Origin of the sequence: Persicobacter diffluens (assembly GCF_036244895.1) — a bacterium.
Classification (GTDB): domain Bacteria; phylum Bacteroidota; class Bacteroidia; order Cytophagales; family Cyclobacteriaceae; genus Persicobacter; species Persicobacter diffluens.
Genome location: NZ_BQKE01000003.1, coordinates 385,884 through 405,586, shown reverse-complemented (window position 1 = coordinate 405,586; position 19,703 = coordinate 385,884). Strand labels below are relative to the sequence as shown.

The window sequence follows — 19,703 nt, the reverse complement described above, 5'->3', positions numbered from 1 at the left end:
CCTTTTAAGGCGAACAAAAAATATGATTAAAATTTAACGGTTACACCACCGGTAAAAATCCGTCCTTCAGGATATTCGAAGAAGTTGATTCCATCTCCACCTGCAGTAATCGGTGTAAAACCAGAATAGCTAGAGATGGTGAACAAGTTCTGCGCCTGTACAAAGAAGCGAACGCCTCCAACTCTCCAGTTTTCTACAATATGGTTAGGCAGGTTGTAACCTAAAGTAATGTTTCTCAATGACAGGTAAGAACCGTTCTCTAAATATCTGGAAGAGTGGTTGGCGCCTGCCACATCATTCAATGCCGGACGATAAGCAATATCTCCAGGCTGCGTCCAACGGTCTTCCATCGCTCTTACATGCTGGTTGGAAGTACGGTTATCAGAATCTACAAATCGGCCGGTAGAATTATAAATGCTTCCACCAACAGAGAAAGTAAACATGAAGGACAAATCAAACTGACGATATCTCAAATCATTCGTGATCGCACCTTGCAACCATGGGTATGGGTCTCCTAAATCCGTGTATTCTGCCTCCCCGTAAGAAGTGGTGGCCACTCGTCCTGTACGCGGATCTACATACATATTTTCACCCATGTTCTCTGGCGTTACGGATGGGTCATTCACAAACCAGGAGGACTGACCGTTATTTGGATTTGCTCCTGCATATTCCGGTAAATAGAAAGAGTTCACAGGCAATCCTTCACGTACGATGTTAACCGCTCCTACCAGAATGTCCTGACCACCGTATAGCCTTGTTACCTCATTCACATTGTGCGTCAGGTTAACAGAAGTAGACCAGGTGAAATCATCACGCTGCATATTCTGAGTAGTGAAGTTCAATTCCACCCCTTTGTTCACCATTTCCCCAACGTTGGCGGTTTGTGTTACGAAACCGGTAGTGGCGGAAACAGGCGTTTGCATTAACAAATCCGAAGAGGTTTCATGGTAAAAATCCAAACCCCCGGATAACCATCCGTTGAAACCAAAATCAACACCAATAGAAGATTTCAATCTTTTCTCCCAAGTCAGGTCTTCATTCCCCAACTGCGTCCAATAAGCTGCCGGATTACCATTATACTGGTTAAAAGCATACAATGGACGATAAGCATAATCTCTTGACAATGGGTTCAGACCAATGCCCAGGTTTGCGTTACCCGTCGTACCGACAGAGGCACGTAACTTCAATTGATCAAACTTGGTGCTTGCCATAAAATCTTCCTTGGCGATGTCCCAAGCTCCTGCTACGGACCAGAAATTACCCCAACGGTTTTCAGGTGCGAAACGAGAGGAACCATCACGACGGTAAGAAACCGAAGCAAAGTACTTATTATCATAATTATACTGTACTTGTGATAGCATGGACAAGAAGCGATATTGCTCCAACCAACCTGTAATTCCCTGGTTCATGGCAATACCATCTGGCGCTTCAATACCGGAAGGCAAATTCTCACCATAAGCCCCGGTTACTGAACGGTCATTGGACTGTGCTTCCCAACCCGCCAAAACATTCAGGTTATGTAAACCAAAAGAGGTTTCATAATTGAAAGTATTGGTAGAAGTAAGCGTCATGTTGAAGGCGTCCGTATTGTTCAAAGAACCATTGGTTGCCGATCCATCATAAGTGGTTCCGTCCACAAAATAACGGTTGTTCACATATTCAAAACGTGCCGAGTTGGTAGAACTGAAAGATAAGCCTTCGTAGATGTCCACATTCAAACGGCCCATCAAACCACCATTCAACGAATTCATTCTACGGTAATTGTGGTTCAAATCATAAAGGAAGTTGGCCGTAGAACCCTGACCCGTAACCCCTGATGAAGCATCCAAAATTGGACGAAGATTTCCACTTGCATCATAAGGTGAAACAAAAGGAATCTGCATATAACCCGCCATCAAAGGTGAAGAATACAAGTTACCATTAGAGGCATTATTCTGTGTGATATATGACAAATCGGTTCCAAGCGTGAAGCTCACACGATCATTCACCTGATTGTCCACATTCATACGCATCGAGAAACGCTCAAAATCGGATCCCTTCACAATACCTTCCTGATTGAAATAACCTACCGAGGCAAAGAACTTGGTCTTATCATTACCCCCCTGGGCGGACAATTGATAATTGGAAGTACGTCCTGGCTGGAAAGCCAAATCAAACCAATCATACGAATTTCCATCCCAGCCTGCTGGATCATATTCCACTCCACCGGCCATGGCCGTACGGTAATCGCGGTATTGGTTCAGGTCCATCATGTCCATATTACCATAGTTAACCACGGACACCCCTTCCTGCACCGAAGCAGAAAATTGCGTTTTACCCACCGCACCACGTTTGGTCGTGATTAAGATTACCCCATTCGCTGCACGAGAACCGTAAAGTGCCGTAGCTGCCGCATCTTTTAAAACCTTTACATCCTCGATATCATCCGGGTTAATATTGGACATCGGATCACGCTGCGCCTGCTGATTGGCCTGTACCATATCATCAGTATTGATAATCACTCCATCGATCACATACAATGGATCAGTTGAAGCAGTGATGGAGCCCACCCCACGAATACGGATGTTGTTCTTCGCTCCCGGCTGTCCGGTAGAAGTCGAAACACTCACCCCTGTAGCCTTACCCTGCAGGGCATTGGTGACGTTTGGCGTAACAATATCAGTGACCACTCCAATGGTTTGCACCGGAGACGCCTCATCCTTTTTGGTATAACCGACAATCACTACATCATCCAACTGCTCGGCATCAGCCCCTAAAGTAATATCAATTTGTGTCTGGTTGCCCACCAACACTTCTTGTTCCTGCATCCCCACAAAAGAATACACTAAAATCGCATCTCCGTTTGGTACTTCCAAGGTGTACCCGCCTTCAAAATCGGTCACCGTCCCGATAGTCGTTCCTTTTATGACTACATTCGCCCCGATCAGGCCTTCTCCGGTGTCGCCTTCCATAACAGTACCTTTCACCAATTGCTGTGCATAAGCACTTAGTGAAAAGCATACTGCCAATAAGGTCATCAGTAATTGATTTCTCATTCGGCAATTAAAATTAAGATAAACATTATAGGTAATTGAAAAGAAGAAGGCTTACCTCAATGCCGACAGGAGTGTTAAATCAATTGTTAAATTGATAAAAATTTGCAGGTTTTAATCGTAATAAGATTACAAACTTAGATAAAAAATACGAAAAACAAAACAGGATATCCCAGACCTGCAGCGACACTCCGCTACGACCACCCTTGAATATTACAATACCGGTATTTGATTTCAAATTCCAATTAAGAATTCACCGATTTAAAAAAAGGGGGGCGAAAATTTACAGGATTTATAAAAATAAGGGGCATTCAATGCAATTGAGCGGGTTTAAAAGGGGAATGCCCCCGCCATTTTAAAATAAAATTAGACGCATTAACGCCTAAGTAGTATTTGAATACATTTAAGATTTCCTTAGGATGTTTTAACCCAAAGGTATGCCTTTTGACGGAGCACTCATTGAAGAAGTATCAATCGAACGTTCATTTAATGGAATTCCAACCTTAGGCGTAACCACAGAATTACTCTCAACGACAAGTCTACTCGATGAAGTCTATTTTTAATCAAATTCATAAAATTATAAATTTCATAATTTTATCAGTAACGTAATAAAAATAGCCCAAAACGAAAAAAAGCCGGTTTGTGCCAACCAGCTTTTTTAATCATTATTTTACCAATCTCCACTATCAAAATCGAAGAAATCACCATCATCGCCACCCCCACTAAACCAGGAATTTTCGGAATCTCCCCCAAACCATCCATCGGAATCGGAGTCATCATCAGACCAGCCACCAGTATCATAATCATCGCCGGCATATTCTTCCTGACCAAAATCCTCGGTGTTATTAAAATCCGACATGCGTTCCTCCATTTCCATGTTTTCATCCAACAAGGATAATTCCGCCGCATCCGCAGACGCCACAAAGCCCATATCATAGCCATCAGGATCTATAACATTCACATTATTCACCATGATATGATGAGAATGACTCATGCTGGACCATAACATCGAATAAAACAAGAAATCTCCTAAACCAAAATAAGGCTGATATCCTCCATAATAATGATGATTTTCCACCCTTTCCTGTCCAGCCATAGCCTCCCTGGGCGCCACCATCTTTTGCTTGATCTGAAGTCTTATATCATCTACGCGTATGAATTGCGCTAAATGCTGTTTCAACTGGTTCATAAACGTTTCGAACTCCAATTGTTTGGCATTTAAATAGTTGTCATAACCTTCCTGACTACTGAAAAGTGCCTCCATTTTCACCTTCATCTCCTCCACCGTAGCGGTAGGAGCCGCTTTAAAATCGCGAAGCAAACCTTCCACCTTGATTTCAATAGGGTAAGCCCCCACCTCATGTGTCCGGTTAATGTCCACTTCAATTAAATAGTAAAAAGAGCCCTGTTCATGCTCCAGCACTAAAAACAACTGTTCAAAAAAAGTGGACATCGCATGGTTAACCTTCAAATCATACTGATCAAAAGCCTGCTCAAAATCATCCTTTTTTCCTTTGGTATCTACATAAAAGTCTATTTCATCATGAGATAAGCGAACAATATTATTAATACCGGCCTTCTGAAACCCATTCTTTAATTGTTGTAATAAGGATACCGCTTTAAAAGTCTCCACTTCCGCTTTCTTACTGGAAAGTCCCATGGTCAGACTATGGAAAAATTTCTTAATCCCTCCTTCCGGTTTTACCCGCTCAATATGGGTTAACTGAGCAGGATCTATTGCCATTCGTGCTGAAAAAATCATATCATTCAAATTAAATTTTGATGCATCTTACGAAGAAAATTTATTTTCTGCACCTGAAAATGTAATTCATCTCCTCAGCAAGGCCTAACGCTTGTTTGCATTATGTTAAATTAACACCGTTTAAAAGGAATCGAATTACGCAACAATGCAGGAATAGCCATCGGGTATTGCGTAAATAGGATATATTATTCCAATAGCTTTTAGCATTAAAAAATGTTTTTAAAATAGAAAAAGATCCTCGATGAAAAACAAAGGGAAAGGCGTTCTACCTAAAAAAAATATACAAAAGATGCTGTGGGTTGGCTCCAAAGAGGAATTAACTCCTCAAAATCAGGGATTTGAATCCTATCGAATCTTTTATAAAATTATATATACCATTGAGGATCGGAAAATACATCCTATAGTATTAGTAGCTTCCGTTCCGGAGATGTCAGGCGCCTGTTTTTAAATCATTTTTTTACAAGATGCAGTATAATGAAAACATCAACACTTAGAAGGAAGATGGTCTGTCTGATTTTTTTTCTGACAGCATGGCCTATTAGTCTCTGGGCTCAACACAATTATGGAGAGGCACTTCAAAAATCATTATTATTCTATGAAGCCCAGCAAGCGGGGCAACTACCGGAATTTAACCGGGTATCCTGGAGGGGCAATTCTGTTGAAAATGATGGAAGCGATGTTGGCCTGGATTTATCTCAGGGCTGGTATGATGCGGGCGACCATGTAAAATTCAATTTTCCGATGGCTTTTTCGGTCACTGCTTTGGCCTGGGGTGGAATTGAAGCAGAATCGGTCTATAAAAGCACGGGCCAATGGGACATCCTGTTGAATAATCTTCGGTATGTCACGGATTATTTTATCAATTGCCATCCGGAGGATAATGTCCTGTATGGGCAAGTCGGAGATGGGAATTTGGATCACAGTTATTGGATACCGGCCGAGGTAGTAGAATTAAGCTATCCCCGGGAAAGCTTCAAGGTAGATGCTGAAAACCCGGGAAGTGATTTAGCCGGAGAGACTGCCGCAGCCCTGGCGGCCACGGCGATTTTGTTCCAAAATGAAGATCCGGCTTATGCGGCCCTACTCATTGAACATGCCAAATCTCTTTATAACTTTGCTGATCAATACCGTGGTGAATACTCTGATGTAATTCCTGCCGGAAGCTTTTACAATTCCTGGAGCGGCTATCAGGATGAGTTGGTTTGGGGAGCCATTTGGTTATACAAAGCCACGGGTGAACAAGCTTATTTAGAAAAAGCCAAAACGGAATACGCCTTCCTGAATGAAGAACTGGGCATGGAGGGTTCAAAATCTTTTGGCTGGACTTTGGCCTGGGATGATAAAGGCTATGGCTGCTATGTGCTCATGGCCCAAATTACCGGGGAAGCCACTTATAAAACAGATGCCGAACGCCATCTGGACCAGTGGTTTGAAGACAAACCTATCCCAAGCAAAGGACCTAACTTCACTCCTTTCGGTTTACCACATTTAGATACCTGGGGGTCCTTAAGGTATGCGGCCAACACTGCCTACCTGATGCAAGTTTATGCCGGGGTGATTGAATCGGAGAATGCAGCCAAAGCCCAAAAATATCGGGATCAGGCCAAATTCATTGTAGACTACACGCTGGGAGATAATCCAAGAAACAGCAGTTATATGATTGGCTACGGCCAAAATTCACCCAAGAATCCTCACCACCGTACCGCTCATGGCCCCTGGTCCAGAAGCGAAAGCATCCCTGAAGTGTCACGACACGTTTTAATTGGTGCTTTGGTCGGTGGGCCAGGATCGCCAGATGATTTTGACTATGAGGATGATAGAGGGGATTATATTGCCAATGAGGTTGCCTGTGACTATAATGCTTTATACACCGGTGCCCTGGCCATATTACAAGGAAGTCATGGCGGCGAACCACTTTCTGACTTTCCCGTGGCGGAAACCCCTAGTGGAGAATTTTTGAATGAGGCTAAAATTAACAGTGAAAACAAAACATTTACTGAAGTAGCCATTTGGAGCAATAACCGGAGCGCCTGGCCCGCCCGTGTTCCACGCTTAATGTTCCGCTATTTTGTGGATTTGTCGGAAGGTTTTGATTTAGGTTATGACTTGTCAGATTATACCGTTTCTTTCAATACCAGTAATGCGACTGCCAGTGATTTACTAGCCTGGGATGAAGAAAGCCATTTGTATTATGTGGAAGTTGTATTTAAGGAAGACGTACTAATTTTCCCGGGCGGCCAGTCTGAATATCGGGAAGAAGTACAAATGCGAATCGCCTTACCCGACACTTATCCGGCAGAGGCCTGGGATCCTACCAATGATTTCTCCTATCAGGGGATGACCAATAGCCTGGCCGAAAATCCGAATATCCCAATTTATGATTTCAGCACCGGTGCACTTTTGGCCGGAAATGAGCCTGATGGAGGGAACATTCCAACGGCCAGTTTTACTGCTACGCCAGAAAAGGGATTTGGTCCCTTAACTGTCAACTTTGATGCTTCCGCTTCTTCTGACCCCAATAACGAGCCGCTTTCTTTCATTTGGGATTTTGGTGATGGCAATACCGGAAGTGGCGTAACAGCAGAACATACTTATACGACCTTTGGAACTTTTTCGGCTATGCTTACCGTGACCAACTTGTCCGGGTTGAGCCAGCAAAGTCAGGCCACCATCACAGTGGAAGACCCGAACCAACCTCCGGTAGCCAGTTTCACCGTCACTCCACTAACCGGGGAAGCGCCACTAGCGGTAAGCCTGGATGCCTCCGCCTCCACCGATCCCAATGATGACGAATTAACCTATAGCTGGGATTTAGGAAATGGAGAAAGTGCCACTGGCATGTTGGTGGATTATATTTATAACCAAACCGGAATATTCACCATTACGCTGACCGTCTCTGATGGCGTGTATAGTGACGAGGCGACTGAAACCATAACCGTTTTTGATGATCACCCAATTGCATTATTCACAGCGGATCAAACTTCCGGATATGCTCCCCTATCTGTCAACTTTGACGGAAGCCAATCCTATAATCCGGCAGGTGGTGAAATCAGCCTTGACTGGGATTTTGGTGATGGCACATCAGCCAGTGGGCCATTGGTAAGTCATATTTATGAGGCCATCGGCGATTATTGGACTATTCTGACCGTGACCAATGCTTCCGGAAAAAGTAGCATGGACAGTATCATGATTGCAGTCAGTGAAAAACCCGCCTTTGACTGTACCTTCGGTACGCCGATGGATGCCCCACTACCTACTACCGGGCATACTGATTATCAATATGCTCATGTATTGGGAGAAGGGGGACCGGATTTGTCCAATGTCAGGAAATTTTCCATCAATTGGGGGCTGGAAAACAACGGACTCTGGCAAATGGCTTTTGATACCAATGATGGAAATCCGGACTGGTATATTGATTTAAGAAGCTCGGCTTCCTGGTCACTGAATACCGCCTCCCCTCAAATCAGCTTTGATGGAAGTGGAATAAGCGGATTTGATGGGGATTATTGGGTGGCCATGGATCAGGGGAATTTTGTGATGGTAGCGAAAAATGCCCCCTATAGCCTTTACTTCTCCAATGAGGCCATCGCTCCGGATTGTGAGGCACAAAACCAAAGATTACTGGCAACAGAAATCGTTGGCGGAGCGCGCGTTCTCCCTAATCCGACTAAAAGCCAATTCTATTTACAATTACCTGCAGGAAAAGAAAAAGCAGAAAGTCAGCTCTTTACGATTGACGGCCGAATGGTTAAAAATCAGGTAGGACAACAATTTGGAGCGAAACTACCTGCCGGCATTTACCTACTAAGAATTAACTATGGAAATGGAAGTGGGGAAACCTTAAAAGTGATTAAACAGTAAAAATTCCTATGTTGAAGGAGCTGCGACAAATTAGGGAGCAGCTCCTTTTTTTTTTTTGCGTGTTTAAAAACTTTCACTTAACAAAATAAGACTGGAATTTTAAACCGGATGATACCTACTTCCATTCTGGTTTGCTGCAAGGCAAAAATAATAATGGAACTCTTCCTATTTCAAATTTTCACAACGAAGCAGATATAGAGATAGAAAGCAAAATTATCAAATTCGGGCTATTAAAAAATCAATAAAACGACCTTATTGGCCTGAAAATAAGCCATTAATGTGAATTGTTAAATTTAGGGTGAATCATTCCGGTTTAACAAGCTCCTATTACTTAACAGGGAAGATCCTGCCTTTATAAACCGTTGCGCTTACCTCAATATCCTTCAACTTTTCTTTGCCGACAACATAGGGATTCTGATTCAGAATGGTGAAACTGGCTTCCTTCCCGACGGTGATAGAACCCAACCGCTCCTCCAGGCCAATCACTTTTGCGGCATTAATGGTGATTCCTTTCAGCGCGGCATCCAAACTTACCTCTAAATCCTGTCGTAAAACATTTCCTTCCATGCTTTGCCTGTTTGCACTGCACCAGGCCAAAAAAAGCGGATCTGCAGGAGCCACAGGCAAACCGGAATGCAAGCCAAAAGGGATGCCTAATTTTTCCACCATCCCCAAGGGACATATAGCATGACTCCTGACCACTCCTAAAGCCGCCTTAGAAAAGGTCTCCCCAAAGGCAGTTAATAAATAGGGATTCGCATTAATCATCCCCCCCAAATCCCGAACCGTTTCGATCTCCTCAAATTCGGCGCAGGTAAAATTGACCAGCGTAAACGCCTGAAAACCGCTGGGAATTTGTTTACGTTTTTGCATTACTTTCTCTAAGCCGAGGTGGATGGCCTGATCCCCATCAGCATGATAATGAATTCGGTAAGGTTCTTCCCAGAAAATATCCATTAAAGTTGTTATCTCCTCCGGCTTTTGCAGCCAAATGGGCTTTGCCATTTGCAGTCGGGGATTTTTCATGACAAAATTACCAGAAATAAAGGCACCATCTCCCCGAATACTGATTTGATTTTCAAGCACTTTTATTTTAGGATGATCAGGAAATTGCTCAATCTTTAGCTCCAGGCTGTCAATTATGGCAGCGCCATATTGATGATAAAAAGTCCCACTTCCGGGAATAAAAAAGGAATTTAACGGGCTATCATCACTCCCCAAAATTTCCAGATAGACCGCGACATTCTGGGGACGAATCATGGATCCCGTTTCGCAAATTGTGGTTATCCCTTTGGCATGCAATAGCTCGATCAATTGTTCTAAGCCAGCCCTCAATCGATTGTCCGCTGCCAGGATAGGAAAAATTTTGGGTAACAAATAAATTAAAGCGCCCTTTTCCTTAAAAACACCAGCCGCTAAATCCACTTGATCCTGCACCTCCCGGGGAAAGCTTTTTAATTCAGATGCACTTGTCCCTAATATGTCCATCATTTCCTGGTTCAACAAAAATTCCTGGGTAGATCGATGCCAAATACCCATGGGGCGGCCCTTAGCAATAGAATCCAGTGAATGAATGGTTAGTCGACCATGAAAAAGCGGATGATAACCCCAGCTAAAAAATAAGGCTTTAGGGTGTTTCAACAGTTTTAATTCCTGCTGCAATCTTTTTCGGTATGCTTGTGGATCCCGCGCGGCAGTCCATAATCTGTCGGGCAATTCCCAGTCTTCGGGCGCAATAATGGGCATAGACAAGCATAAAGCACCCAAAAAGGGATGTAGTTCGGGTTCGATAAAACCGGGCATCATTGTTTTTCCTTCCAAATTATAATCATCGGCAACGGGAAATCTTTCCATGGCCTTACGAATACTCCCGACAAAGATGATGCTGTCTCCCTCCACCACTACCGCTTCTACCTGCTTACCGATATCCCCGTCCATGGTTAGAATATCACCACCATGGAAAATTTTAAAGCGAGATTCATAAGCCTTTTCTTTCAATTCCTGCTGTTGCCCACTATGGCAGGAAAAGCAAAAAAATAACAATAGAAAATAACATAACCGGTAAAACATGGAAGAGCATTAATTAGGCTAGCCGAAAAGGAAAAATTCAAATCATTGGAAATTCTTACCTCTTCCCTGTTATAATCAATCTTGTCTTAAATTGTTAGCCCGAATTACTCAACCCTGGATATAGCCCCCCTTAAATGGCTTATTCTCATCCTGATAAGGTTATACAATATAAACTAATAATAGCCCCAATTTGGAAAAAGGTGCTTTCTCCTCATTCATCTGTTTCGTTGGGAAAAACTTGAAATAGGAAACTATTCCTTCATTTTTTCCGCCTTACAGCTAAACGAGAATACAAGCATGAAAACTCCGGATTAAAAGCAGTCGCTCAATAAAAACGGCAAAAAAAAAGCGACCCGAAAGTCGCTTTTAAAATCTATTTATAAGAAAAACTTATTTCTTATCGTTTTTCATGCTGTAAGGCTGTCCCGTATTTTCCAATACAGACCACCACAATTCACCATTCAGGTCAATTTTCTTACGTGAGCTCGTTGCAGTTGGAATCGGCAAATAAGTGAAGTGCGTATTCCAACGACCTACTACGAAATCCGTTTTTCCTGCCATCACACCATGAACAGCGTTCATAGCCAATGAAGAACAGAAAATAGAATCAGAGGCATTGGCCTGCTCAGAACGGATGATATAAGAAGGGTCAATATATTTAACCGTTGCTTCAAACTCCTGATCTTTAAAGAATTTGGTGATAGTATCTTTCAACAATACCCCAATATCTTTGTGCTTCACGTTACCTGATGCATCTTTCACAACTGAATCATCACTGTCGAACAAGTTCTGACCTGCACCTTCTGCTACTACTACCACTGCGTGACGCCCTACCTGTAAACGCTCTTTCAATGCTTCCAGGAATCCGTTTGGTCCGTAAAGATCAAACTCGCTCTCTGGCACCAATACAAAGTTTACATCTGGCATAGCCAAAGCAGCATTAGCGGCGATGAATCCAGAATCACGACCCATCAATTTCACAATAGCAACACCATTGAAAGCACCAGTAGCCTCATTGTGTGCATCACGGATGATTGGCGCTGCAGTGGTAAATGCAGTTTCAAATCCGAAAGTCTTGTGAATGAAATTAACGTCATTATCAATCGTCTTAGGAATACCCGCCGTAGCGATTTTCAATCCGCGACGCTCAATTTCTTCCTGAATAACGTGGTTACCTGACAACGTTCCGTCTCCACCGATGGTGAACAACATATTGATGTTGTTACGCTCCAAAGTATCCACCATACGCTCGATGTTCTGACGTCCACGTGAAGATCCTAAAATAGAACCCCCAAACAAGTGAATATCCTTCACCACATTAGGGTTCAAATCTACCCAAGTGTGACCGAATTCCGGAATCAAACCTTCATAACCGTAAGGGATTCCGACAATATTTTTAACATTGTAACGGTAGTATAAACCGTTGACAACCGAACGAATTACATTGTTGATACCTGGGCACAAGCCACCGCATGTTACAATGGCTGCTTTGGTATTCGCTGGCGAGAAAAAGATTTTTTCGCGAGGACCAGCTTTCTCAAAAGTGATAGGCTCGATTCCTTCTTTCAGACACTTTTGGAAGTTTTCCAAAGTAGCATCATAAAGAATACGATCGTTGTTATCTACAAATAGCCCATCCACCATTGGAGTGTTTGCATAGGCATTATAAAGTGGAGAAGTTACCGAGCACTCTCCTAAAGATTTTACTTCGAAATCTTGATTTGTCATTGCCTTTATTTCCGTTTGCTTTATTCCTTCAATACTAAATGTTTCGAGCCCAAAGGTATTCGAATACATTTATAAAAGTAATGACCTTCCTTATTTTTTTAAACTTTATGCGCCAAAAAAAATGATATTTGGTAGTTTTCTCATGAAACAAAAATTAAAAAGAGGCCATTTAGTACTTTACGAAGATCATTTTCTAAAATAAACCAAACAAAATCCGAAATACTCTTCCCAAAATGCTACGTAAGTTTTGGGAGTAAATAAACGAATTTTGTTGAAATTGCAAGCAGCAGATAAAGCTTAAGCACCTTAATCCGAATGATCGCCGCTGGATACTGGAAGTGGCGTTAAAATTCTTATGATCAGTACATTTTGAATGGATTTGATGATTTTTTAATAGTATAAATAGGGCTAAGCTAACTTTCGCCTCCATCCTCTATTTTGTTGTGAAAAACTCCAATTAGACTGCTTTTCCTTCATTTTTTTTGGCCTGGTAACTACGGGAGAATAGGAGCAGGAATAATCCGGCTTAATGTGAGTAATAAGATTGAAAAACAACCCATTTTCCAAATAAATATTGACTTGCATTGGCCACCAATTAAAGGGAAAACAACCCCTGTGCGCTTTCCGGATATAAGTTAAAAAATGTTGATCATCAAACTGTTTGCGGGCTAAAGGCGGTTTACACAATCGTTTTCGATTTTTAGAATTTTCCAAGAAAACAGCCCCAGGAAAAAAATAAAATAGGGAGCAGAAGCCCCCTATTTTTCTTGTTAAATATCAGCTTTCGGTTAGCTCATCTTTTTGTGCTCCCTCCTTAATGGACTCCACAATTGAGGGATCCAGTAGGGTGGAAATATCCCCAAAATTATCCATTTGCCCTTCGGCAATTTTCCTTAAAATACGCCTCATAATCTTACCAGAGCGGGTTTTAGGCAATCCACGAACTATCTGTACCTTGTCCGGACGGGCGATTTTACCAATTTTTTCCACTACCGTCGCCATGATTTCCGTTTTCAAATCACTGATCGTGCTCACTTCCAGTTTGGAACTGTCACAAACCACATAGGCATAAATGCCCTGCCCTTTGATCTCATGTGGATAGCCGACCACAGCACTTTCCACCACGCCCTGGTACATATTAATCGCATTTTCAACCTCTGCCGTACCCAATCGGTGGCCGGAAACATTCATCACGTCGTCAACGCGGCCTAAAATTCTATAATAACCGTCCTCATCGCGGCGACAACCATCACCGGTAAAATAATAACCCTTAAAAGTCGAAAAATAAGTGTTTTTACATCGCTCATGATCACCCCAGGTAGTTCGGATCATGGACGGCCAGGGGTATTTTATACAAAGATTTCCCTCTACGCCTTTGCCTTCAATTTCATTACCTTCCGCATCCACCAATACCGGCTGAATACCCGGCAAAGGTAATGTGGCATAGGTGGGCTTGGTAGGCAATACTCCGGCAATGGGACTGATCATAATACCGCCAGTCTCGGTTTGCCACCAGGTATCGACAATGGGGCATCGTCCCTTTCCAATATGTAAATGGTACCACTCCCAGGCTTCCCGATTGATCGGTTCTCCCACTGTCCCCAACACTTTGAGGCTGTCCAGCTTGTATAATTCGACATACTCCAACCCCTGAGCCATCAATGCTCTAATCGCTGTGGGCGCGGTGTAGAAAATATTCACCTTCAAACGATCTACTATTCGCCAGAAGCGTCCGGCATCCGGATAAGTGGGAATCCCCTCAAACATCACGGAAGTAGCCCCCTCCAGTAAGGGGCCATAGACAATGTAGGAATGTCCGGTAATCCAGCCAATATCTGCCGTACACCAATAAACATCATTTTCCTCATATTGAAAAACATTGCGGAAAGTGTAGGCGGTATACACCATATAGCCTCCGGTGGTGTGCATGACCCCTTTTGGCTTACCGGTAGAGCCGGAAGTATATAAAATAAAAAGGGGATCTTCGGCATCCATAATTTCCGCTTCACAGGCAACCTCCACCTTTTCTAATTCCTCATGCCACCACAAGTCACGTCCCTGTACCCAGTTTACCTCCTCTGTCGTGCGCTGATACACAATGACTTTCTCCACGCCTCCGGCTTTTTCAACGGCTTCATCAGCTATGCTTTTCAGGGGAATGACCTTGTTTCCTCTTGGACCGAAATTGGCGGTTAGCAATACTTTCGCGCCAGCATCCGCAATTCTATCTGCCAAAGCCTGTGCCGAAAAGCCTCCAAAAATCACGGAGTGAATGGCCCCAATACGCGCGCATGCCAATACTGCAATGGCCAATTCCGGCACCATGGGCATATAAAGGCAAACACGGTCTCCTTTTTGGACGCCATTATTTTTTAACACATTGGAAAATTGACAAACTGCCTGATGCAATTGTTTATAGGTATACACCCGATCCTCATCACGGGGATCGTTAGCTACCCAATGAATGGCCGTTTTATCAGACCGATGTAGTAAATGGCGGTCAAGGCAATTTTCGGTAATATTTAATTGCCCGCCTTTGAACCACTCCACCTGATAGTCTAAAAAATCATAATTCAGGACTTCCTCCCATCTTTTCCTCCAGACGAATCGCTCCGCCTGGGCAGCCCAAAAAGCTTCGGGGTCCATTACACTTTTCCGATAGTCTACGGCATAATCTTCGAGGTTTTTAATTCTGCTCATGGTTATAGTTTATGGTTAGGGTTTTGTGTTTGCTAGACGAGGCAAGTCGGAATAGTTTCCTACTTATATTATAAATTCAGGAATTTTTAGAAAAAATCAAACGAAATAAAGCATTATTAAATAAGGCTTAATATTAAATATTCTTTCTTTAAATCGATCTTTTACAATAATTTATACTTTTATTCCCGATTTTCCAATATTTAAAAGCCTCCAAGTAGCCGAGCACCCCAATCAAAATCTAAGACATCGGTTTCCATAAAAAAAGCCTGTACGAATGGTACAGGCTTTTTTATTTTTGCCTTAATAAGAAGCAGGCCAAGATGTGATCCCATATTTCAATTTGAAATTCAGGCGGCAATGCTATTGATAGTTACAGTGTGGCCGGTGGTTCTGCATTAACCGGATTGTGCTCCGCTAAATTTATTGGATTATTTCAAAAAGCTTATTATTGGCGCAACGCAATTATTTACATGGATTATTTAGTAGCACAAATTTGAGAATACTTGCTTTTTGCTCCTTCCCAGCTTCCTTGGAAAAAACTCCAAATAGAAAACTATTCCCTCATTTTTCCCACCTTGCCGCTAAACGAGAATCCAAACAGCCATAATCCGGCTTATTTAACATCGCTTTACAAAAGCTATTATCAAATCCAATCCAAAAATTTCAATTAGCATTCCTGATTGGATTCCTAACATCCTCAAAATCCAAAATTTCCATTCCTACATGTTAAAGCGCAATCTGCGCTTGAAAACGAATCTGCTGTGTGGTAGCCCCGGGCAGCAAATTGTTGAAGTCATTCAAATACTCCAGTGAAAGCTTAGCATGATGAGACAGAATCAACCAGTTGGCGCCAATATTTAATTGATGTCCATTCTGATCAGCCACCTTGAAATCATTCTGAGAATAGCCGACATAAGGCTGAAGACGGCCGTGATCGGAAAATCTAGGAAGCAAATATCCCCACTGCGTATAATAAACACTTCCGGTAGAGGTCCATTTTCCCTGATATTGATCCCCATAATCATAATGATAATAGGCCGCATAGGCCGTCAAGGCACCTTCTCCTACCGGCGCATCATAAAATACATCCGCCGAAAAATGCTGAATGCTGGTCAGCTCAGTTTGCGCTTTTAGTTCCGAAGTAGAAAGCTTTCGAAGCTCCTCAAACGATTTTGGCTCCATACCTTCCTTGGTAGAAATAAGTCCGTCCTTATGATAGAAAAATCCGGCCCCAATGTTAAATACCGTTTTTGCCCCTAAATAAGTTCCTGCCAAGAAAGGCAATTTATCCGATTCCTGATCCAGAAACTGGTAGGTAAAATAACCCTGATACACTTTTCGGCCCAGGTTACCGTTGGACAAATATTTGGTAGCATAAGCACCGGATCCATCCAGCATGTCCATGCCTGTGGCGTCAAATGAATTCTCCATGGCCTCATTCGTGGATATACGGTAATGAAATTTACCCAATTTCCCTTTGGCATATAAACCGATATGACGTCCAAATTGATCCGAATTACCCAAGGAAGGCCACATAAAGAAAGGCTTCTGGGCATCCAAAGTCAAAAAAGTAATGGTTGAAGCATTAGACAAACGGGAAAGCCCATTCCAATAATGCAATCCACCGCCCAGGTAAAAAGAGTATTGATTGTTATCAAAAACTTTATACTCCCCCCAGGCATCATGTAGAAACATTTGAGAGGCATTAGCCGTGCCCGTTGGCGAAAGATTATCCGGCCCTAAATTATTTAAACCAAAATGGGTCACAATCAGGAAGCGATCCGATACCTGAGCATAGGCCATCATACGTGCCCTTCGGACCGAAGGGGAAAACTGTGTGCTTCCTTCTTCATTTTGATCTGCAACTCCCCAAAGCTGGGTCCACAAAAGAAAACGAATATAGGCATCACCAGTTTCGTCTAAATTTAACTGTAAAGGGTGGTAAATATCGTCCTGCACGCGTTTCAGGCCTTTATCTTTCTTGCCCTGACCTTCTGCCCATACAGCAGCATTCATTCCTCCGATCAATAACAATACTAAAGACCATCTTCCAATGGCAGAGGGTAATAAATGTCCCATTTAAAAATACTTAAAGGTAAAAAATTTAACGGGCGCAAAAATACACCCATATTTCTTAATTCGGAATATTTTAAAGGCATTTACATTAATACTTGATGAGAAATTTCTCCTCATCTGGAGGAAAATCCTTTCAAAGCTCCATAATATCTTACGCCTTCTCCATTCAAAATAAACCACTTTTATATCGTAAGGACTTTGGTGAAAAAATTGGGGGTGTGCTGCCGATATAATGCCATTCGATAAAATGGAAATAATGGAGCAACTTATGGAGCTATTGATAGGAATGACTGACCTCCAAAAATATTATGGGTGGCCCCATCGGCCTATGGGATTTTAAGCCAAATTATTCACCGCTGAATTTATTGAGCCACCACTTACCTTTCATTATCAAGGGATTCCAGTTGATGTTTTATTGTTTTGATAGGCCAAAATTGGGTAAACTTACTTTCTCCTCATTCAGCTGCTTTGTTGGAAAAAATTCAAAATAGGGGACTATTTCTTCAATTTTCCCGCCTTGCAGCTAATCGAGGCAAGCATGTATAATTCGAATAAAAACCCTATCAGAAGGGGAGCTTTAATTGGGTTTTTTTTAAAGGAAAGCCCCCCATTTTAATGCAAGATGAGGAAATTCCGGAGGGAGAAATGCGAATAAGTTTCTGATATATTACTTCCTGATCATTGCACGCCGGCATTTTGTTAATTTTCTTTTAATAACTTTGGGACAAAATAAAGATACTTGGAGTATGTAGAAAGCCATCATGAGGGGTTCAAATTTGAGGATCAGGGAAGAGATACAGGATTTCTTTTCAAAAATAAATCAAATTTGCTTCGAAGGCTGCGATTTTAAACCCGCGCGAAACAGACTCCACATTAACCTGACTCCTATATGAATAAAAATTTTAGTGTTATAGGCCTAATGGCACTATGCATTTTTTCGGCCTGTAAGTCTGCCTGGCTCAATGTGGACCAGCTCCAGGTGGACACCGACCAAATGACCAATGTCTACAGTCCAATCGGTGAGGCGTCTTATTCTATTGCCGATTTGATGACCACCCTTATTGATGATGACGCAGTAGAATTGCGTACTGGTGAAAATGGCGAATTATCCATTGTGTATTCCCATAAAAATGAACCCTTTGTTTTGGATGATTTATTGGGCCTGGACAATCAAAAATGGGAAGAGGACATTACCCTTTACCGATCATTGCCCAGCAATCAACGCAACAATCAAGAGCAACTCATTGCCCGCAAAACATTCTACTTCACCTTTGACCGCATGGAGGGTACTACACTCACCCAAATTGCGTTTGTGGAAGCCCTGCTCACCATGAGTTTTGAGCACCCTGATCGATCGAATTTCCGGGCCGAGGTCACCTTTCCAAAAATGTTGGATGAAAGTGATCAGCCAAAATTTTTCGCGGTAGACTTAGCAGATTCCAAACCACAGATAACAGATGATTTATCCGCCCACAGCCTCACGATGAGCTCGCCGGAAGGCACTAACACCATCAGGGTAGACATTGATGTATACCTGAAAGATGCTGCTAATATCGATATTATCCAATTCAACACCCCGATGGACATCATATTGGCCTTAGGCGATATTGAACCAGAATGGATTGAGGGCTATATCGGGGAGGAAGAAAGAAACTTTAGTAGCGGGCCTATTCGTTTAGCTTTTCTGGACAAATTCGAGCCAGGGCAGATCGCAATTCATAATCCTACCTTATCATTTACGATAGAAAATGGTTTCGGAGCCACCTTCAATACTTCGCTTCAGGTCAATGGTCAAAGTGGGCAGCAATCGGTGTACCTAACCGGTGCCACGGATTTTGAAGTGGCCAGACCTCAAAAGAGGGATGATCAGCCCGTAACCACCAGCCGTACTTTTGATAATACCAATAGCAACCTGGCTGAACTTGTCAACAGCTTTCCGTCAGCAATGGAATTTGAGGTAAAAGTAATCTCTAAGGCCAATAATAATACCAGTCCCGAGCCCGTCAATTTTTATAAACCCGATCAGGGAATTCATACAGCGTTAGAAATCACCCTGCCATTAACCCTCACGCTAGACCAGTTTCTTTTCACCCAATCCACCAACATCAATCCAATGGAAGTGGATACGGCTATGGTAAAAAGTGCACAATTAATTGTGAATGGCGCCTCAAGCCTGCCCGCTGACCTTCGAATGCAAATTATAATGGCCAATGAGCAGGATCAATTCATCGGCCAGTTATTCCCGGCAGAAGGCTTTCCGCTCTCCGGGAGCCATGGCCAGGAGGAAGAACACACCAATATCATCGCAGACCTGGACCAAAATACTCTTCATGCGCTTTCCAATACCGAAAAGCTGCATATCTACCTGTATTTCGATAGCCCTGAGGGAATGGTGACTTTTCGTGCTGATCAGCACATCCGGCTAAATTTCGGAATAAATGCCAACATTAAATCCCTTGATTTTTAATTCTGAA

Annotated in this window: 8 protein-coding genes; 2 read left to right on the top strand and 6 right to left on the bottom strand. The window is 42.7% G+C overall.

The window, feature by feature from the left end; all coding sequences use genetic code 11:
* Window positions 1–26 precede the first annotated feature (26 nt).
* Together AAA970_RS21050 and AAA970_RS21045 are read right to left on the bottom strand one after the other, a co-directional pair.
* Window positions 27–3,035: a SusC/RagA family TonB-linked outer membrane protein gene (locus tag AAA970_RS21050; protein WP_338238858.1), complete on the bottom strand. Its 3,009-nt coding sequence runs from the start codon at window positions 3,033–3,035 to the stop codon at window positions 27–29.
* 667 nt (window positions 3,036–3,702) lie between these two features.
* Window positions 3,703–4,794: a hypothetical protein gene (locus AAA970_RS21045; RefSeq protein ID WP_338238857.1), complete on the bottom strand. Its 1,092-nt coding sequence runs from the start codon at window positions 4,792–4,794 to the stop codon at window positions 3,703–3,705.
* 474 nt (window positions 4,795–5,268) lie between these two features.
* Between AAA970_RS21045 and AAA970_RS21040 the strand changes: the two genes are divergently transcribed.
* Window positions 5,269–8,655, top strand: coding sequence for a glycoside hydrolase family 9 protein (locus AAA970_RS21040; RefSeq protein ID WP_338238856.1), 3,387 nt, complete (start codon window positions 5,269–5,271; stop codon window positions 8,653–8,655).
* Window positions 8,656–8,982: 327 nt separating this feature from the next.
* Here AAA970_RS21040 and AAA970_RS21035 read toward each other — a convergent pair whose 3' ends face one another.
* The 4 genes from AAA970_RS21035 to AAA970_RS21020 form a co-directional block, all read right to left on the bottom strand.
* Window positions 8,983–10,725, bottom strand: coding sequence for an amidohydrolase (locus tag AAA970_RS21035; RefSeq protein WP_338238855.1), 1,743 nt, complete (start codon window positions 10,723–10,725; stop codon window positions 8,983–8,985).
* A 390-nt stretch (window positions 10,726–11,115) separates the two neighbouring features.
* Window positions 11,116–12,453, bottom strand: coding sequence for an ATP-dependent 6-phosphofructokinase (locus AAA970_RS21030; protein WP_084792973.1), 1,338 nt, complete (start codon window positions 12,451–12,453; stop codon window positions 11,116–11,118).
* A gap of 777 nt (window positions 12,454–13,230) precedes the next feature.
* On the bottom strand, window positions 13,231–15,153 hold the full coding sequence (gene acs / locus AAA970_RS21025; RefSeq protein ID WP_338238854.1) for an acetate--CoA ligase: 1,923 nt from the start codon (window positions 15,151–15,153) through the stop codon (window positions 13,231–13,233).
* A 726-nt stretch (window positions 15,154–15,879) separates the two neighbouring features.
* On the bottom strand, window positions 15,880–17,232 hold the full coding sequence (locus AAA970_RS21020; RefSeq protein ID WP_338238853.1) for a porin: 1,353 nt from the start codon (window positions 17,230–17,232) through the stop codon (window positions 15,880–15,882).
* A gap of 886 nt (window positions 17,233–18,118) precedes the next feature.
* On the opposite strand from AAA970_RS21020, the gene AAA970_RS21015 reads away from it, so the two are divergent.
* Window positions 18,119–19,696, top strand: a complete 1,578-nt coding sequence (locus tag AAA970_RS21015) for a hypothetical protein (protein ID WP_338238852.1) — start codon at window positions 18,119–18,121, stop codon at window positions 19,694–19,696.
* The last annotated feature ends 7 nt before the right edge of the window (window positions 19,697–19,703 follow it).

Bases quoted from the DNA above. Each gene is read 5' to 3' on its own strand.
- AAA970_RS21050 (WP_338238858.1), bottom strand. From the start codon at position 3,035: ATGAGAAATCAATTACTGATGACCTTATTGGCAGTATGCTTTTCACTA.
- AAA970_RS21040 (WP_338238856.1), top strand. From the start codon at position 5,269: ATGAAAACATCAACACTTAGAAGGAAGATGGTCTGTCTGATTTTTTTT.
- AAA970_RS21015 (WP_338238852.1), top strand. From the start codon at position 18,119: ATGAATAAAAATTTTAGTGTTATAGGCCTAATGGCACTATGCATTTTT.
- AAA970_RS21035 (WP_338238855.1), bottom strand. From the start codon at position 10,725: ATGTTTTACCGGTTATGTTATTTTCTATTGTTATTTTTTTGCTTTTCC.
- acs (WP_338238854.1), bottom strand. From the start codon at position 15,153: ATGAGCAGAATTAAAAACCTCGAAGATTATGCCGTAGACTATCGGAAA.
- AAA970_RS21020 (WP_338238853.1), bottom strand. From the start codon at position 17,232: ATGGGACATTTATTACCCTCTGCCATTGGAAGATGGTCTTTAGTATTG.
- AAA970_RS21030 (WP_084792973.1), bottom strand. From the start codon at position 12,453: ATGACAAATCAAGATTTCGAAGTAAAATCTTTAGGAGAGTGCTCGGTA.
- AAA970_RS21045 (WP_338238857.1), bottom strand. From the start codon at position 4,794: ATGATTTTTTCAGCACGAATGGCAATAGATCCTGCTCAGTTAACCCAT.